The organism is Dyadobacter sp. CECT 9275 (genome assembly GCF_907164905.1).
GTDB classification, from domain to species: Bacteria; Bacteroidota; Bacteroidia; order Cytophagales; family Spirosomataceae; genus Dyadobacter; species Dyadobacter helix.
Genome location: NZ_CAJRAF010000002.1, coordinates 3,957,918 through 3,974,507 on the forward strand (window position 1 = coordinate 3,957,918; position 16,590 = coordinate 3,974,507).

Consider the following 16,590-nt stretch of genomic DNA (forward strand, 5'->3'; position numbering starts at 1 on the left):
ATGGCTGAGAAAAAACCATTTGTTTTACGCGTGAATCCTGAAATGCTCAAGGAACTGGAAGTCTGGGCACAGCAGGATTTTCGCAGTTTGAACGGTCAGATAGAGTATCTGCTCAGTGAGGCAATCAGGAAGAAAAAAAATGGACGAAAAAAGATTACGCCAGGGGAGGATCAATAATATTACTGTCCAGCGCATTTCAATTTTGTAAAACTAAGTATTAACATTGTGATATAGTTGTCATACTACTTAATTCTAAGCCAGCTTACATGCAGTTAATCCTAAAAACATTATTTCTCTTTCTGATCTCTGTCCGGCTTTTGGCCCAGGTTCCAGCTACTTTTCAGTGGTTAGCTGATGGCTCGGGGTATCGTGATGTGGAGGACGGCGAGATTATCCAGGTATCCATGCCTTCCCGGCAAGCAAAGGTGATTGCTTCCAAAGCCGACCTCACCCCTGGTGCGATGGGGGCTTCTCTGCCTGTCAGAAGTTATTCCATGAGCAATGCCGGCGACAAGGTGCTGATTTATACCAATTCAAAAAAAGTGTGGCGGTATGACACCCGGGGAGATTATTGGGTATTGGATATCACGTCTAAATCTTTAAAACAACTTGGTAAGAGCTTGCCACCGTCATCGCTGATGTTTGCCAAGTTTTCTCCTGATGGCAAAAAAGTGGCCTATGTCAGCAAGCATAATGTTTATGCAGAAGACCTGGCCAGCGGAACCATTACTCCGCTCACAAAAGATGGAACGGACCGGGTCATTAACGGAACATTTGACTGGGCCTATGAGGAAGAATTCGATTGCCGCGATGGCTTCCGATGGAGTGACGATAGCAAATCAATTGCCTACTGGCAGCTGGATGCGCGCAAGGTCCGCAGCTTTCTGATGATCAACAATACGGATTCAATTTATTCATTTACGGTGCCGGTTGAATATCCCAAGGTAGGCGAAGCACCTTCACCGTACAGAATCGGAGTGGTTGGAGCAACGGGAGGAGCTACAAAATGGATGAATATCCCCGGGGACCCTGGAAACACCTATCTGCCCAGAATGGAGTGGTCGGGGCAGCCCGGAGAGCTGGTCGTTCAGCAGTTAAACCGTAAACAAAACCATAGCACTCTTTTTTACATCAATACCGCAACGGGTTCGGCGAAACCGTTTTATACGGAATCAGACGATGCATGGATAGATATTAAGAGCCGCTGGGAGGACGATCCCGTTGGCTGGGATTGGATCAGTAATGGAAAAGAATTTCTATGGGTGAGTGAAAAAGACGGCTGGCGGCATACCTATCGCATAAGCCGTGACGGCAAAAAGGAAACACTGATTACTGCCGGAGATTATGATGTGATCAGTCCGGTACGGATTGACGAAAAAAACAATACCTATTATTTTATGGCCTCACCCGATAATGCTACCCAAAGTTATCTGTATAAGGTTTCGTTGGACGGAAAAGGAAAAGCGGTGAGGGTTTCGCCTGCTGACCAGCCCGGAACGCACGAATACGATATAGCTCCGGGAGGCAAATTTGCGCTGCATTCTTTTTCGAATGCCAAAACGGCACCAATGGGGGAGTGGATTGCGCTTCCCGGCCATACGGCCATCGACCCGGATAACTCAATAGCCAAAATGGCCGGACAGATCAATACCGGGAACAAGAACATTGAGTTTTTCAAACTGAAGACTGCCGAGGGCGTGGAAGTGGATGCATGGATGGTGAAGCCGAAAGCATTTGACCCTGCCCGGAAATATCCGATTGTTTTTTTCGTCTATGGAGAACCCGCCAGCAGTACTGTGAAAGATATGTATGGTACTGGAAATAACCGGATTTACGATGGGAACATGGCAGAAGATGGGTATATATATGCGTCCATAGATAACAGAGGTACTCCTTCCCCAAAGGGAAGCGCCTGGAGAAAAGCCATTTACAGAAATTTGGGGAGGGTTAACATCCGGGATTTTGCCGGAGGGGCAACGGCCATGTTGGAGAAATTTTCATTCATAGATACCAGCCGGGTAGCGGTGCATGGATGGAGCGGCGGCGGTTCGTCTACGCTTAGCCTGCTGTTTCAGTATCCCGAAATATTCAAAACGGGTATTGCGGTAGCGGCCATCAGCAACTTACGGACTTATGACAATATCTATGAAGAAAGATTCATGGGCCTGCCTCAGGAAAATAACGAAGATTTTGTAAAAGGCTCTCCCATTACCTATGCTAAGAACCTGAAAGGTAACCTGTTGTACATACATGGAACAGGAGATGACAATGTACATTACCAGAATGCCGAAATGCTTATTAATGAACTTGTGAAGTACAATAAAATTTTTCAGGTGATGCCGTATCCCAACCGCACGCACAGTATCTCCGAAGGGGAAGGAACCAGCAGGCATTTGCGGACGCTCTGTACGGATTACCTGAAAAGGTACTGTCCTCCCGGAGGCCGCTAGGTGGAAATATCCGGGGATTCTGATAATACCATAACCGGCATATCCCTGCCGGTTATGGTATTATCAGAATAAAGTAAATGGATCAAGTGTAAGGAATTCCTGCCAGGGTAGTCCTGTATCTCCTACAAGAAGTATCCTTTTAGGATTAAATTGTTTTTGAAAAGCGGCCATTCCCGATGAATCCTGTTTGCCTCCGCTTTTCACTTCAATCCCGATAAGTTGTCCTGAGGACTCCATCACAAAATCGATTTCCCAATCAATACCTGACTGAATCGACGAGGTTCATTCAGTCTTTCTGTAACTATTTGTAAATGAGATCTTTCAAACATATCTTTCATTTTACTCAATGTGCTGAGTAAATTTACTCAATATACTGAGTAAAATGAAAAAATCTGTTTAACTATTTATTATACAGTCTTTTAGAGGCTTCCTCGTACTTGTCCCCTTTGGTCCACTGTGGTGCTGTGGCACGGTTGGCAATGAGCCTGGCTGCGTAGGTAAAAGCCTGTGAAAATTTAAGCAGATAATCGAAATCAATGGTTTCGGGATGATCCGATACCTGATGGTAATGTTTCATAATGTCGCCGTTAAACTCCCTGAAACCCGGCGTAAAGGTAGGGGCAGGAATACCTTCCTTAGCAAAATTTACGTTATCGGAGCGGTCAAATAATCCTTGTTCAGGTGACGGGTCGGCAAAAACTCCCAAGCCAAAAGCCTGGCAGGCCTTCTCTATCTCGGCTCTGGCACCAGTACGTTCAAGGCCCATCACTGCCGCGATACTCGTATCATTGTAACCGGCACCGTCGGAGTTGATATTAAAAATGCAGTTTTTCAGAGGAAGCAACGGATGAGCCGTATAGTAACGACTTCCCAACAGGCCGACCTCCTCAGCCGTTAGCGCAATGATTAAAACCGATCGTTTAGGAGGTTTTCGGGCAAATGCCTCTGCGGCAGTCAGCAGGGCAACTGTCCCAAAAGCGTTGTCACGGGCGCCATTGAAAATACTATCCTCCGGGCTAAAAGGCTGCCCTCCCTGTTTTCCGGTACCCACGTGGTCATAATGTGCGGTCAGCAGAATATATTCATTCTTAAGTTTCGGATCAGATCCCGGGATATACCCCGCAACGTTGTAGCTACTCACGAGCTGCCTTGTTCTGCCGCTGGTTTTAAATCCCACTTGCTTTGCACTCCTTAAAGTTCGGGTCAAATTTGCTTCTTTGCCATTCACCCAGGCGTGCGGGAAAGCTTGGGCTGAGGTAATGCTTTCTTCGCCCAGAGAAATTTTTTCACCCGTAAAATATTTGTTGACCATGTTCCAGGGGACAGGCGCATTGAATAACTCGATCAGCCCGGCTGCTCCTTTCTGAATGGCTATGCTGCGTTTTTCTGAAGAAACCGCAATGATTTCTGACGGTGTCTGAACTTCCGGCGTTCCGCTCTGAACCAATACTATTTTTCCCTTCACATCCAGATCTTTGTAGTCATCCCACGCTTTCGCCTGATTTTCCAGACCATAGCCAGCATATACCAGTTCTGCATGCAGATCCGCCGCGCCTCCACTCATCAGTATCCAGTCCTGGCCACTTTTTAATATCTGAGCATCAATGGTAATTTCCCCTGTGCCGTTTGGCCCCATTTTTTCAAAAGGTACATTTTGAAAATAGGAGTCGGTGGGACTTGCGAAAACGCCCGGAACATTCCCAATGCCCAGTTTCCTGAACTGTTCTGCAATATACCTGGCCGCAACCATATTGCCCTGTTCACCCGTCCGGCGGCCCATGAGTTCGTCGGATGCCAGAAACCGCATATGTGCTTCTGTTTCGGTTTTTTTGATCGAAAACTCGGGAGGTAATGCATTTTTCTTTTGGGAAAAGCCGGGTATGGCTGCAATCAGGAAGCTGCAGGTAAATAATAATATATTTCTCGTCATGGCAAAAAGGTAGAATTTATGATTATCAGCCTGTAAATTTTTTATCAAAAACAGTGCTTTGGCGACAATTTGAATCATTTGGAGATGAGCGGCAGAGCTATTTTTGATAAAACATAATACCCGTTCGGTCTATGTGTTCCCTTAGATCTGAACTCTGAATTGTTTGATAATTCAATACATCAAAATGATAGGGCATTAAGGTTTCCTCGTTCAGATAAGCGGCAATGTTTAAAATAGTATCATAAGAAATGTCATCACCTTTAACGGCTATATCAACATCGCTTCCGCTTTTGTAATTTCCTTTAGCCCGGCTTCCAAAGATATAGGCTCTGCTAATTCCCGGGTAGCGGTTTAGTATTTGTGTGATATCGGATATGTCAGATTCCTTCAGACCAAACATTTACAATTCAGATTTCAATTGGTTTGCTACTTGCTTTAACAGAGGGTAATAAACCGATTCAATCTCACGGACAAGCTTTTCTGCCGTTTCTTCATCGTAGGTGTGAGAAGTCAGATCCCGGTTCTGCAGGGTTTGAAGCCAGGTATGGGCATCTGTTATCAGCCCTATTTCAAACGCTTTTTTAATGGTATCCCTGGGAGAGCGTAATTCAGTGAATCCCTGTTCTTCCATATATTCTTTGAGTACATTCCAGGAGAGTTCAAAGCTAATTTCAAAAAACTGGATTAATCCAGCCTTCTGGATAATATCCGGATTTTGGATTTCTATGGCCTGTTCAAGAAAATGCAGTGATTTCTCCAAATTTTGAAATCTTTGCTTCCATCTGATGTCCGGAGTACTCATGCGCTGGATACCCGGTTAAGTCTGCATTATTTCAGTTTTGGAAAACAAAAACGGGCGGTATTACTTCTCCGGTTGATGTTCCACACCAGTTCCAGACTGCCTGTCTGGAGCTGATACAAAGGTAGGATCATTTTCCCGATTTATCCGGAAACTTGGGAATTGCGGGCACCCCTTTCGCGCCGGGCTCAGCCAGCTTTTTGGTAAGCTCTTCAATGGCACGGCTAAGCTGTACGTCCTTGCCCATATACTCTTCATGAGGGTCATTAACTACTTCCATATCAGGAGATACACCTTCGCCCTCTATGATGAATCCGGAGCCATCCGCAGCAAAATGAGCGAACTCTGGTTTGCGAAGATCACTTCCGTCGATAAATGGCAGCGATCCGCGAATACCTACGACACCGCCCCATGTACGTTGTCCGATCAGCGGCCCGATGTTGTAAAACCGGAACTGATAGGGGAATAAATCTCCGTCCGATGCCGAATACTGGTCGATCAGACAAACCTTCGGGCCAATCTGTGCATCGGGTTTGACGGATGCTGTTTTGCTGTTGCGCATCATGGCACCCAAAGCAGGCCGGCGGAGCAGACGTTCTATGATCATCGGCGATACGTTTCCGCCGCCATTTCCGCGGTCATCAATGATAAGGGCTTCCTTGTCGAGCTGTGGGTAAAAATAACGGGCAAACTGGTTAAGTCCCGCAGGCCCCATATCCGGAATATGTACATACCCGATTTTACCGCCCGAAGCTTTGGTTACTTTTGCAATATTGTTCTGCACCCACTGATGATAATAGAGGTCTGCTTCGTCGGCAATGGGTTTCACAAAAACTTTACGGCTTCCATTTGCAGATGCGATGCTGTTCACCTCGAGCTCTACGATTTGCCCTGCTTTTCCGATAAGACCCTGATACAGGTTGGTGAAGGTTTTGACGTCATTCCCATTCAAACGGATAATAAAATCGCCGGGTTTAACGTCTACACCGGGAGCTCGTAACGGAGATACCAGTGTCTTATTCCAGCTTTCCCCGGATAGGATTGTTTCGATTTTATAATATCCGCTTTTATCACGGCTGAACGTTGCTCCTAGCAAGCCCATTTTAAGACGTTCAACTTCCGGGCGGTCGCCGGGGTTGGTATAGGCATGGCCGATGTTCAGTTCGCCGATCAGCTCTCCGATCAGATAAGTCAGGTCATTTCTGTGATTGACAAAAGGCAGCAGAGCAGCATATTTGTCGTGCATGGCTTTCCAGTTCACGCCGTGCATACCTGGATCATAAAAATAATCCCGCATCTGACGCCAGCTTTCATCGTAAACCTGTTTCCATTCGGCATGCAGGTCGGTACTGATTTTTAAACCACTCAGGTCAAGTTTGTTTTTCGGATCGAGTTTTGATGTTCCAAGGTCTTCGATAAACCATTCGTTCATCTTTTTGAGCAGGATCTTTTTGGTATCTCCACTCATTACATATCCGTCAAAATCCCCGATATCGCTTTCTTTTTTATCTTTCAGACTAAAATATTTAAAAGCACGCTGTTTGCCCGTGGCGGTTGTGGTGTAATAAATACCTTCTTCGGAAGGAACCAGCCGGAAATAGCTCCCGGCCGAAACCGGCAGGCTTTCGATACGATCTGCCAGCCCTGCCTCGTCTATTTTTACGATAGCGTCTCCGGAAGCAGGTTTAATACCTTCTTTGGCAGGTGGATTTTTCTTGTTTTTACTTTTAACGCTTTCATCGGTTTTAGAAGTGGAACTGCTATCCGGTTTGACGCCAGCTTCATCATTTTCAATTTGAAATGATGACTTTACATCCCGGGCCAGCCGCACTACATACAGCTTGTCCATATCCGTGTAGGCATGATTCCACTCCGTATTACTGTAAGTGGGATTAAAGTCGCGGGCCGAAACAAAGTACAGCAGCTTTCCGTTGGGGCTGAAGGCTGGTTGGCTGCTATTGTACCAGTTGTCGGTAACAGCTATAATTTTCTTTGTTTCGATGTTGTACAGACGGATTACATCAAATTCGCGGGCTTTTCCGGGGTCTGTAAATGCGACCCATTTGCTATCGGGGCCGAAAGTATAATCATCAATCTCCCGCGAATCATTATGGGTCACCAGGGTTTTGGCACCCGTTGCCACATGGATGTAATAGAGGTCCTGGTTTCTGTCCCCGAGCATCAGATACTTGCTGTCGGGACTCCATACCGGGTTGAACTTATAACTACCCCCACCTTTTGTTAGTTGCCTGGCAGGTTCAGTCCCATCCTGTTTCTGAATGAACAGCTCATCCTCGCCGGTGCGATCAGAAACATAACTGATCCATTTACCGTCAGGGCTCCATTCTACATTCCGGTCGTGGGCGCCGCTGCTCTGCGTGAGGTTACGGGTTACACCGCTTTTGGCTGGTACGGTAAAAATATCACCTCTTGCGCTAAAAGCAGCCCTTTTTCCGTCGGGAGCTATGGCATAGCTGGTATTAAAATTGGCAGCATTGATTTGCTTGTTGCGACCGGATGAAAAGTCTTCGGAAATGGTTACGGTAAGTTTATCCGTTTTGCCGGTTTCCAGGTTGTGCAGGTAGATATATCCCCCGTTTTCGAACGCAATGGCATCATTTCCAAGTGACGGGAACTTACAGTCAAATTCGGTGAAATTCGTGATTTTTTTGGTCTGTCTGCTTTGGGAGTCATATTCGAACAAGTTCATTGTCCGGTCGCGGTCGCTCAGGAAATAAACCTTGTTTTTATAATACATCGGGAAAATATCCTGTGCCGGATGATGAGTGATGTTTTCCGATTTTCCAGATTTAGTATCAAAAATCCAGACATCGTCCGCCATTCCTCCCTTGTAATATTTCCAGGTCCGGAATTCCCTGAAAACTCTGTTCATGGCCAGTCTGGAGCCATCCTCATTGTAACTGCACCAGCTGGCAACTGTAAACGGAAGCTCTTCGCTCAGATCACCGGACAAGGGCGCTTTGTAGATCTTTCCCTTAAAAGGATTGAAAGAAGTTCCGCGGTTACGGTATAAAACGTGCTGATCATCCGGTGTCCAGCCCATCACTACGTTGTTGGGCCCCATGCGGTCGGCTATGTCGTCTCGTCCCAGGGTAGCAGTGTAGGTAATCCGCCGGGGTTCGCCGCCGGTGGAAGGGATTACAAAAACTTCGGTATTACCGTCGTATTGCCCTGTAAATGCAATTTGCTTCCCATCGTGGCTGAACCTGGGAAACATTTCATAACCGGGGTGACTGGTTATCCTGCGCGCCGTGCCACCTTCACGGGCAACGGTATAAAGGTCTCCGGCGTAAGAAAATACCACCTGATTCCTGTACACGGCAGGAAAACGAAGCAAACGGGTTTCCTGGGCCAGAAGGCCGATATGGAGTAGGTTAGACAGACAAAAAAAGAAGAATAGTTTTTTCATTTTGAGATGGTTATGGCTAATACTAAAACTACTTCGTGTTTGGATATCAGGTTTAAATTAACAGTACCAGTTCAAAGTTTCACTCACGGGCATGCTTTCAGGAATTTAAATAAAGCCAATGTGCCAAGCTGGATTTAGCTTAATACTGTAAGGCAGCATATCAAACGTTAATTTTTCCCGTTAAGGATAACAGCTGCCTCCTTGGCAAAATAGGTAAGGATACATTTTGCTCCGGCACGGCGGATACTCATCAGAATTTCCATCATGGCCCGCTGGCCGTCCAGCCAGCCATTTTGAGCAGCGGCTTTCACCATGGCATACTCTCCCGAAACATTATAAGCAGCAATGGGTATATCAAAGTTTTCATTCAACAGCCGGATAATGTCCAGATAGGAGAGTGCGGGTTTCACCATTAGCATATCGGCTCCTTCTTCAAAATCCAGCTGAGCTTCCAGCAAGGCCTCACGGGAGTTGGCGGGGTTCATCTGGTAACTTTTTTTATCTCCAAATTTCGGAGCAGACTCAAGGGCGTCGCGGAAAGGCCCGTAAAAAGCACTTGCGTATTTGGCTGAATAAGACATAATGCTAACGTCTGTGTATCCTTCGCTGTCCAGCAGGCTGCGCATATACCCTACACGGCCGTCCATCATATCACTAGGCCCGAGTATGTCGGCCCCAGCTTTGGATTGTGCCAGAGCCATTTTTCCCAGAATGTCCAGTGTGGCATCGTTGAGAATCCTGCCATCTTCAACAAGGCCGTCGTGGCCGTCGGAGCTGTAAGGGTCCATGGCGATGTCGGTCATAATGGCCAGGTCCGGAAATTGATCTTTGATCGCAGTGATGGCTTTCAGGTAAAAGGTATCCTCCTTGTAACTTTCTGACGCGATCCTGTCTTTTTTGCTTTCTGGATAATTCGGGAAAAGATCAATAGCCCTGATACCCAGGTCAGTCACTTCTTTTAATTCCTCCAGCAGATTATCCAGTGAAAAGCGGTAAATACCAGGCATGGATTTCACCTCCACTTTCTGGCTTATTCCTTCCTGGATAAACATGGGGAATATGAAATCAGAAACCTGAAGATTCGTTTCTTGTACCAGGTCGCGTATTGCGGAAGATTTTCGGTTACGCCGTGGGCGGCGGGATATGTTAATCATTTGTAGTTAAAGCTATTGGCCTTTATTTTTGACTTTGGCCTGTATGACTGTTTTTTTGTTGCTGTTTTTAACACCGGGAAGGCGGGAGCGGTTTCGTAAAATCAGATAACTGTTATTTCACTTTCATGAAATCAGCGAATTTCTCTTTGCCTTCGGTAAGTCTTTTAATGTTTTCGATAATTCTTACGGCGCGCTCAATCCTGAGCTGTCCGCTTTTGATATCGCTGATGTAAGTCATGATATAACGCTGCTTACCTGCTGCCATTTTGTGAAATCTGCGGTTGCCTTCATCGTCCTGATCCAGTACTTCCTGTAATTCTACTGGCATTTTGGCGCCATAGTCACTATGGTCATGCTGAAGTGAAACATGGACGGTATCACCTTCTTTTACCTTTAGCTTTTTCATTTTGGGAGAAGCAAAAGTAATGTACGCGCTTCCATTGCCCAGCGCCGCCAGGCCGCATTGCCAGCTGAGACTCTGATTGGCCGTGCAGATGAGCCGGTTGTTCAAACCGCCTAATTTCTGGACAATGTCGGACGGGATCTCCAGGTAAAAGCCTGCCAGATGTTCCAGTTTATGAATACGTGTTTCAAAATCAACAGCCATAGCCAGGGATATTTCTGTCAAATTTAAAAAGTTCCCGGCAGATTGTATGCGTTCCGGCCTTATCCGACCATCAGTTTGAAGCCTTCGCCGTGCAGGTTCATGATCTGGATGGCTGGATCTTCCTTAAGGTACTTCCTGAGCTTGGTGATATATACATCCATGCTACGGGCATTGAAATAGGAATCATCACCCCAGATGGTTTTTAGGGCAAAACTTCTGCTGATGGGCTGGTTGATGTTCTGGCAAAAAAGGCGCAGCAGTTCCGATTCCTTGCTGGTAAGACGGGAGGTTTTTCCTTCACTGCTGAGTTGCTGATGAGCATAATCAAAGGTCAGAGTACCTATTGTATAAATTTTATTTTCCTCCTTTTGGTCCGGCTGTTTGCGGTAGCGGCGAAGTATGGCCTCGATACGAAGCAAAAGTTCCTCTCTGTCGAATGGCTTGGTAACGTAGTCATCCGCGCCCACTCTGAAGCCCTGCATGGTATCCTCCTTCATGGACTTGGCCGTGAGGAAAATGATGGGGACGTCACGTCCGCTCATGCGAACTTCCTTGGCGAGCGAAAAGCCATCTTTTTTGGGCATCATTACGTCAAATATGCAAAGGTCATATTGTTTATCCACGAAACACTGCCATCCTTTCTGCCCGTCCGTAGCCAGATCGGTGGGATAACCTTTGTCTATAAGGTACTCCTGCAGCAAGGCCCCCAGATTAATATCGTCTTCAACAAGTAATAGATTGGCCATCTGGTATTTTGATATATGTACTGAATCTTTTCATGAATTTCCAAAGGTAAAGCTCAGCATTTACTTCATATTTTTTAAATTTAGTACCTCAGGAACATCGCGGGAATTTCTGTACAGCTTTCATTTCATTACGCCACTGAACGTCATTTCTACTCAAAAAAATACCGGTTGTTAAATACCTTTGGACAGATGAGGATTAAATCCCTAAAACTAGCGAACTTTCGATGCATTGAAACCTTCATTACTCTTAATATATGTTAAAAATCGTGTTGTGGCTTTTCGTTTTCTTTGCCGTTCTGATCGTGGTATATCTGACAGGCCCCAGAGTTCCTGAGGCTAAATTTGATCCGGCCCTGCCTTCCGTAACGCAGAATCTGGCACAACTGGAAGAAGAAATTAATGCTTCGGAAGAAGCGGTGAAGGGCCTGAAGCCCGATAACCAGGCCAGGATTATCTGGGCAGACAGTACCAAAAAAAGTAAGACACCCTACAGCATTGTGTACATTCACGGATTTGGGGCGAGCTGGGCTGAGGGTGATCCTATTCACCGCGACCTGGCCAAAAGGTATGGCGCTAATTTATACCTGGCCCGCCTGTATGACAGCGGTATCAATGACCCCAATGCTTTTGACGATCTTACACCCGAACTGTTTATGGAGGGTGCTAAAAGAGCGCTGGCGATCGGTAAGGTACTGGGAGATAGTGTGATCCTGATGGGTACTTCGGCCGGCGGTTTGCTCTCGGTATACCTTGCAGCGGAACATCCGGAGATGAAAGGACTTGTTCTGTATTCCCCCTGTATGCAGGTTGCCACACCGGCTCTGAAGCTTATAACCGGACCCTGGGGGAAAGAAATACTACACGGCATACTGGGGGAGCATCGGCTTACGGTAGACAGTATTCCCGAACTGGCCAATTACTGGCTTCAGAGTTACAATAGCAACGGACTGATTACGCTGCAGCAAACAATGGATGCTGTATCAAGGCCGGAGGTTTATAAAAAAATTACCATGCCGGTGTTTATGGGGTATTATTACAAAAATGAAAAGGAGCAGGACCAGACGGTATCCGTAGCCGAAATGAAAAAAATGTTCCCTTTGCTGGGCACTCCCGGCGACATGAAAGTGGAAAAAGCATTTCCTGAATCAGCAGATCATGTGATAGCATCACGCCTCAGATCAAAGGATATCCAGGGAGTGTATGAAGCGACGGATCGGTTTTTCAGGGAAAAACTTCATCTTCAACCAGTAGAAACTACTGCTGCACAACCTTGAATTACAGAATCTGAGGGTTATCAGCTGGCGAAATGATAGATTAAGCGGTCAAAATTGCTTTACTTTGCCGCCTTAAAAAGACAATATCCAAACAACCAATAATAGGGAACCATGGCTTACGGTTTATTAAAAGGAAAAAGGGGAATCATATCAGGGGCATTGGATGAAAACTCCATTGCCTGGAAAATAGCTTTAAAGGCAAAAGAAGAAGGGGCAACTTTTACGCTCACCAACGCGCCTATCGCGATGAGAATGGGGGCAATTAATGATCTTGCCAAAGCGTGTGACGCACAGATTATACCTGCAGATGCTACTTCGGTAGAGGATATTGAAAAACTTTTTTCACAGTCGACGGAGATATTGGGAGGAAAAATAGATTTTGTACTGCACTCAATAGGGATGTCTCTGAATGTGCGCAAAAGCAAGGCATATGGAGACCTTAACTATGAATGGATGCAAAAGGGCCTCGATATCTCTGCCATTTCCCTGCATAAATTTTTACAGGTTGCCGAAAAGCAGGATGCACTAAGCGAATGGGCGTCGGTGGTTGCACTTTCCTATATTGCAGCACAACGTACCTATTCCTTTTATGGAGACATGGCGGAAGCAAAGGCTATGCTGGAAAGCATCGCAAGGAGTTATGGTTACCGTTATGGAAAAGCCAAAAACGTGAGGGTCAACACCATTTCCCAGTCACCCACAAAAACAAAAGCGGGGTCAGGAATTGACGGGTTTGATGCGTTTTATGATTTTGCGGAGAAAATGAGCCCGTTGGGAAATGCTACTGCGGAAGATTGCGCAAATTATGCAATCACTTTATTCTCAGACCTTACAAGATATGTTACAATGCAAAATCTGTATCATGACGGAGGATATTCTTCAACTGGTATTTCGGAAGAATTGGTACAGATGATCCAGCAACAACAGCAGTAGCCAAGCAGCTATTCTTTATAAAGATCCCTTCAGGTCGTTGTGATTTGGAGGGATTTTTGTTTGAAGATAAAATATTTGCCCGAATTGCGCGTTCGGCGTGGTATGGTATTTATGAACTCAGTAGCTTAGTGCTTCATTTACATCGGTACCCTAACATAAAATCTGTTTCCATGAAATCACTGATCATTCAGAGACATACTCTTTTCATACTTCTTGCAACATTATTATTCGCGTGCGGGAGCGAAAAGGAAAAACCTCAGGCGGTCCCTGATGCGCCGGTTTACACCCTGGTTTTTTTAGATAAAACGCAGAGCGTCAATGTCAACAAAGTTTATGTAGGACAAAAATACCGGCAGGTGCTGACAGATATTGTGGAGAACAATATGAAGAACAAAGGGGACAAACTCGAAGTTTATTTCATTCATGAGAACACCTCCAAAGCGCGCGCCCTATCCCTCACCGTCAGAAGCGAAATGGATAACCTGGAGGGGGCCAACGCAACCGACAAGGAGGGAATAGAAACGGCTTTTCAGCTATCACTGCAAAAAGAAAAAAGTATATTCCTTCGCCAGGCAATGATCAAACTCAATCAGCAAAATACCGGAGCATCTAATCAGTCGACTGACATCTGGGCCAGTTTGCCGGTGATAGCCAAAGCAAATGAAAGCGGAGCGCAGGTGAAGGTTTATTATTTCAGTGATATGATTGAGAGCGTAAAGGGAGCCGACCGGCGGGATTTTCACATCAGTGCGCCGTCAAATGATGAGCAGGCGGAACAGGAAGCAAAGGCAGATTCTAAAAAGCTGGAACAATACGTCATTGGTTCACCTGAGGTTACCATCGTTTCCCCGTTCGAACCAACGGCATCTTCAAAGGAAAACAATCCACATGTAACCCATTACTGGCAGACCCTGTTTCAGGAATTGGGCGGGGTGAGTGTGGAAGAGTTGTAGTTTGGATTACAGTGTAAGTACAGTTTTCAAATTTTCCGTTTCGTCAAAAATGGCAGTTATAGGAATCTGGAAACCATCCACAACAAAACTTTTCACCATACCCTGGGCCGACTTTAAGAGGAGACTGTAAGTATCTCCTTTTAAATGATATTGTTCCAGTGTTTGGTTTTCGGGATCGATGATCCAGTATTCTTCAATTTTATGAGCCTGGTAATCTTTGAACTTAACGCCTCTGTCGCGTTCTTCGGTGGAATCCGATATGATTTCAATGACTAAATCCGGTGCCGGGAAAAGGATTTGATCTTCGGAAAACAATACAGATTTTTCTTTGCGAAAAAAACAGATATCCGGCTCATAATCATTCCTGGTGAGTGTAATCATTATTTTTTCAATACCAACATAACCCAGGTTGTATTTAGCAGAATAAATATTTAACATCTGAGCGAGTAGCAATGAGGCCTGGTTGTGCCTTTTCCTTACCGGGGAGTGAATAACGATCTCCCCGTTTATGAATTCCACTTTTTCCTGCTCGGTTATCTGATTGTAAAATTCCTGTCGTCTTTGTCTTTCTCTGTTAAGCATCGTATGGGCCTCCTGTAGCAGAAAGTATGCGTCGGGTTCGCTAAGTATCTCAGAAATAATGCGGTTGCTCATGGGAGTATAGTATGTTGTGTATTCAAAAATAATAAAAATTGACCAGTTAATCAGTATCAACCTGAATTATCATCCTGCCCAATTTTCCCGGTCCAGGCTCCTGTACTGGATGGCTTCTGCCAGATGTTCCACTTTAATATCTTCACTATCGGCAAGGTCGGCAATGGTGCGTGAAACTTTTAATATGCGGTCATAGGCCCGGGCCGAAAGTCCAAGCCTGTCCATTGCTGTACGGAGCAGCGCTTTGCCCGGATCCCCGATTACACATATTTCCTTCACGAGCTCCGGGGGCATCATGGCATTGGAATATATTTCCTTCTGATCCTTAAAACGGTCGGTCTGCCTGTCGCGGGCTTTAATGACACGCTCACGTATCTGCTCGCTGCTTTCCGATTTACGGGTCGAGGCGATCTGGTCAAAAGAAACCGGAGTTACCTCCACATGCAGATCAATACGGTCGAGCAGCGGGCCGCTTATTTTGTTAAGATATTTTTGAACAACACCCGGGCCACATACGCATTCCTTATCAGGGTGGTTGTAATAACCGCATGGGCAAGGGTTCATACTGGCAATGAGCATGAAATTGGCCGGAAATTCAACAGCCATCCTGGCCCTGGAAATACTTACCTTCCGTTCCTCTAAAGGCTGGCGCATCACTTCCAGAACCGATCTCTTGAATTCCGGGAGTTCATCCAGAAACAATACCCCGTTGTGAGCCAGCGAGATTTCTCCCGGTTGAGGAAAACTTCCGCCGCCTACCAGCGCGGCATCGCTGATGGAATGATGTGGTGAGCGAAACGGTCTTCGGGAAACCAGCGTGGCACGTTTTCCGAGCTTGCCTGCGACGGAATGGATCTTGGTAGTTTCCAAGGCTTCCGGTAAACTCAAAGGAGGCAGTATCCCCGGAATTCGTTTGGCAAGCATGGTTTTCCCCGAACCCGGAGGCCCGATCATGATGGCGTTGTGTCCACCCGCAGCAGCTATTTCCAGCGCCCGTTTAATATTCTCCTGTCCCTGGACGTGCTTGAAATCTGCGGCGTAGTCATTTTGTGAAGTAAAAAATAGATCCCGGGTATCAACCACAAGGGGTTCTATAGTGCTTTTACCCCGAAAAAAGGCAATGGCGTCTTCCAGCGTTTCGACAGGAATAATGTCTATGTTATTGACGATGGCGGCTTCGTGAGCATTTTCTGCAGGAAGTATAAATCCTTTGAAGCCTTGTTTGCGCGCCTGTATTGCAATGGGGAGTACCCCTTTGATAGGCCTGAGGATACCATCGAGAGACAATTCTCCCATGATTACATAATCTTTCAGGTCTTTTTCGGCCTCCAGTTGCTCAGAAGAATCCAGTATACACAATGCAATGGGTAAGTCGTAGGCGGAGCCCTCCTTACGAATGTCGGCAGGGGCCAGATTTACCACTACTTTCTGCCGGGGCATTTTGTAGTTGAAATATTTCAGAGAAGCCTCTACACGCTGCTGGCTTTCCTTTACGGCACTGTCGGCGAGGCCAACCATAAAAAAGCCAAGTCCCTGGCCTACCGTTACTTCGATGGTAATCATGGTGGCGTCTACACCATATACAGCACTTCCAAAAGTTTTGGCTAACATGTTGATGAATGAAGAATTATTAAATAAGTGTATGTAGGTAATCCTGTGA

At 46.0% G+C, this 16,590-nt stretch carries 15 protein-coding genes; 5 read left to right on the top strand and 10 right to left on the bottom strand.

What is annotated here, in order from left to right:
• On the top strand, positions 1–177 hold the full coding sequence (locus tag KOE27_RS24275) for an Arc family DNA-binding protein (RefSeq protein WP_215241299.1): 177 nt from the start codon (positions 1–3) through the stop codon (positions 175–177).
• Between the two features lie 89 nt (positions 178–266).
• Complete coding sequence (locus tag KOE27_RS24280) at positions 267–2,450, top strand: S9 family peptidase (RefSeq protein ID WP_215241300.1); 2,184 nt, start codon at positions 267–269, stop codon at positions 2,448–2,450.
• Between the two features lie 63 nt (positions 2,451–2,513).
• Here the strand turns inward: KOE27_RS24280 and KOE27_RS24285 are convergent, their stop codons facing one another.
• From KOE27_RS24285 to KOE27_RS24320, 8 genes are all read right to left on the bottom strand, one after another.
• Positions 2,514–2,687 (bottom strand): hypothetical protein, encoded by a 174-nt coding sequence (locus KOE27_RS24285; protein WP_215241301.1) that lies wholly within the window; start codon positions 2,685–2,687, stop codon positions 2,514–2,516.
• 163 nt (positions 2,688–2,850) lie between these two features.
• Complete coding sequence (locus KOE27_RS24290; RefSeq protein ID WP_215241302.1) at positions 2,851–4,380, bottom strand: M20/M25/M40 family metallo-hydrolase; 1,530 nt, start codon at positions 4,378–4,380, stop codon at positions 2,851–2,853.
• Between the two features lie 97 nt (positions 4,381–4,477).
• Positions 4,478–4,780, bottom strand: coding sequence for a nucleotidyltransferase family protein (locus KOE27_RS24295; protein WP_215241303.1), 303 nt, complete (start codon positions 4,778–4,780; stop codon positions 4,478–4,480).
• Entirely contained in the window at positions 4,781–5,182 is a 402-nt protein-coding gene (locus KOE27_RS24300; protein WP_215241304.1) for a nucleotidyltransferase substrate binding protein, read from the bottom strand.
• Between the two features lie 127 nt (positions 5,183–5,309).
• Positions 5,310–8,609: a S41 family peptidase gene (locus tag KOE27_RS24305; RefSeq protein WP_215241305.1), complete on the bottom strand. Its 3,300-nt coding sequence runs from the start codon at positions 8,607–8,609 to the stop codon at positions 5,310–5,312.
• Between the two features lie 167 nt (positions 8,610–8,776).
• On the bottom strand, positions 8,777–9,763 hold the full coding sequence (hemB, locus tag KOE27_RS24310; RefSeq protein ID WP_215241306.1) for a porphobilinogen synthase: 987 nt from the start codon (positions 9,761–9,763) through the stop codon (positions 8,777–8,779).
• A 112-nt stretch (positions 9,764–9,875) separates the two neighbouring features.
• Positions 9,876–10,391: a DUF1905 domain-containing protein gene (locus KOE27_RS24315; RefSeq protein WP_229252923.1), complete on the bottom strand. Its 516-nt coding sequence runs from the start codon at positions 10,389–10,391 to the stop codon at positions 9,876–9,878.
• Positions 10,392–10,429: 38 nt separating this feature from the next.
• Entirely contained in the window at positions 10,430–11,116 is a 687-nt protein-coding gene (locus KOE27_RS24320; RefSeq protein WP_215241307.1) for a response regulator transcription factor, read from the bottom strand.
• Between the two features lie 254 nt (positions 11,117–11,370).
• Between KOE27_RS24320 and KOE27_RS24325 the strand changes: the two genes are divergently transcribed.
• The 3 genes from KOE27_RS24325 to KOE27_RS24335 all read left to right on the top strand — a co-directional run bounded on the left by KOE27_RS24325 (position 11,371) and on the right by KOE27_RS24335 (position 14,276).
• Complete coding sequence (locus KOE27_RS24325) at positions 11,371–12,390, top strand: alpha/beta hydrolase (RefSeq protein ID WP_215241308.1); 1,020 nt, start codon at positions 11,371–11,373, stop codon at positions 12,388–12,390.
• Positions 12,391–12,501: 111 nt separating this feature from the next.
• On the top strand, positions 12,502–13,323 hold the full coding sequence (locus KOE27_RS24330) for an enoyl-ACP reductase FabI (RefSeq protein WP_215241309.1): 822 nt from the start codon (positions 12,502–12,504) through the stop codon (positions 13,321–13,323).
• 170 nt (positions 13,324–13,493) lie between these two features.
• Complete coding sequence (locus tag KOE27_RS24335) at positions 13,494–14,276, top strand: hypothetical protein (protein ID WP_215241310.1); 783 nt, start codon at positions 13,494–13,496, stop codon at positions 14,274–14,276.
• 6 nt (positions 14,277–14,282) lie between these two features.
• On the opposite strand, the gene KOE27_RS24340 is transcribed toward KOE27_RS24335, so the two are convergent.
• Positions 14,283–14,930, bottom strand: a complete 648-nt coding sequence (locus tag KOE27_RS24340; protein ID WP_215241311.1) for a Uma2 family endonuclease — start codon at positions 14,928–14,930, stop codon at positions 14,283–14,285.
• A gap of 69 nt (positions 14,931–14,999) precedes the next feature.
• The gene (locus tag KOE27_RS24345; RefSeq protein WP_215241312.1) at positions 15,000–16,541 is read right to left on the bottom strand and encodes a YifB family Mg chelatase-like AAA ATPase; all 1,542 of its coding nucleotides are present in this window, start codon (positions 16,539–16,541) and stop codon (positions 15,000–15,002) included.
• Positions 16,542–16,590: the final 49 nt, after the last annotated feature.

Bases quoted from the DNA above. Each gene is read 5' to 3' on its own strand.
- KOE27_RS24275 (WP_215241299.1), top strand. From the start codon at position 1: ATGGCTGAGAAAAAACCATTTGTTTTACGCGTGAATCCTGAAATGCTC.
- KOE27_RS24280 (WP_215241300.1), top strand. From the start codon at position 267: ATGCAGTTAATCCTAAAAACATTATTTCTCTTTCTGATCTCTGTCCGG.
- KOE27_RS24285 (WP_215241301.1), bottom strand. From the start codon at position 2,687: ATGGAGTCCTCAGGACAACTTATCGGGATTGAAGTGAAAAGCGGAGGC.
- KOE27_RS24290 (WP_215241302.1), bottom strand. From the start codon at position 4,380: ATGACGAGAAATATATTATTATTTACCTGCAGCTTCCTGATTGCAGCC.
- KOE27_RS24295 (WP_215241303.1), bottom strand. From the start codon at position 4,780: ATGTTTGGTCTGAAGGAATCTGACATATCCGATATCACACAAATACTA.
- KOE27_RS24300 (WP_215241304.1), bottom strand. From the start codon at position 5,182: ATGAGTACTCCGGACATCAGATGGAAGCAAAGATTTCAAAATTTGGAG.
- KOE27_RS24305 (WP_215241305.1), bottom strand. From the start codon at position 8,609: ATGAAAAAACTATTCTTCTTTTTTTGTCTGTCTAACCTACTCCATATC.
- hemB (WP_215241306.1), bottom strand. From the start codon at position 9,763: ATGATTAACATATCCCGCCGCCCACGGCGTAACCGAAAATCTTCCGCA.
- KOE27_RS24320 (WP_215241307.1), bottom strand. From the start codon at position 11,116: ATGGCCAATCTATTACTTGTTGAAGACGATATTAATCTGGGGGCCTTG.
- KOE27_RS24325 (WP_215241308.1), top strand. From the start codon at position 11,371: ATGTTAAAAATCGTGTTGTGGCTTTTCGTTTTCTTTGCCGTTCTGATC.
- KOE27_RS24330 (WP_215241309.1), top strand. From the start codon at position 12,502: ATGGCTTACGGTTTATTAAAAGGAAAAAGGGGAATCATATCAGGGGCA.
- KOE27_RS24335 (WP_215241310.1), top strand. From the start codon at position 13,494: ATGAAATCACTGATCATTCAGAGACATACTCTTTTCATACTTCTTGCA.
- KOE27_RS24340 (WP_215241311.1), bottom strand. From the start codon at position 14,930: ATGAGCAACCGCATTATTTCTGAGATACTTAGCGAACCCGACGCATAC.
- KOE27_RS24345 (WP_215241312.1), bottom strand. From the start codon at position 16,541: ATGTTAGCCAAAACTTTTGGAAGTGCTGTATATGGTGTAGACGCCACC.